The 588-nt window shown below is 76.5% G+C and carries 1 pseudogene; it reads right to left on the reverse strand.

Annotated features, from left to right (window positions below):
* Positions 1-324 (reverse strand): annotated as a pseudogene (locus QYM41_RS17710) (hypothetical protein); the annotation flags it as partial.
* Positions 325-588 lie beyond the last annotated feature (264 nt).

Below are 588 nucleotides of genomic sequence, written 5' to 3' on the forward strand. Positions count from 1 at the left end.
GAGCTCCTCCGGGAGGTAGGCCAGCGGCACGAACAGCAGCGCCGCGAACGGCGGGTAGGTGAACGGCAGGCCTCCGTCGTCGTGCACGCTCAGCCCCGGCCCGTAGAGCTCGTCGGCGAAGCCGTGCCGGTCGACCACGGCCATGCCGCCGAGCCGGTAGACGTCCAGGTCGATGGACCCGTCGAGGGCCAGCCATACGGAGCGCACGAGCGCTGCCGCCAGCAGCAGCCAGGCCAGGCCGGTCAGCGGCAGCGAACGGCCGGTGCGGGCGGCGACGGGGGTCCCGGCGTGGTCGGGACCGGGCACGGTCGTGCTGGCGCGCATGGCGGAACTCCTGGGACGGCGGGCGGGACCGTCCCTACTCTAAGCCCGCCGGGCGGCACGCCGTGCCCGCCCCCGGAGCCGCCCGGCGAGCGGCCAGGGGTCAGCGGGAGCGTCCGGGCTCGGCCGGTGATCGTCCGAGGGCGGTCTGGCGGAACAGCCGGAGGCGGAGCTTGCGGGCGGTCTCCATGTGGTGGCGGGCGACGGCGCGGGCGGAGTCCTCGCCCTGGTCCCTGCCTGGTCGGCGACCTGCGGTGGCCGGGTGGG

The organism is Kocuria oxytropis, from assembly GCF_040981195.1.
Classification (GTDB): domain Bacteria; phylum Actinomycetota; class Actinomycetes; order Actinomycetales; family Micrococcaceae; genus Kocuria; species Kocuria oxytropis.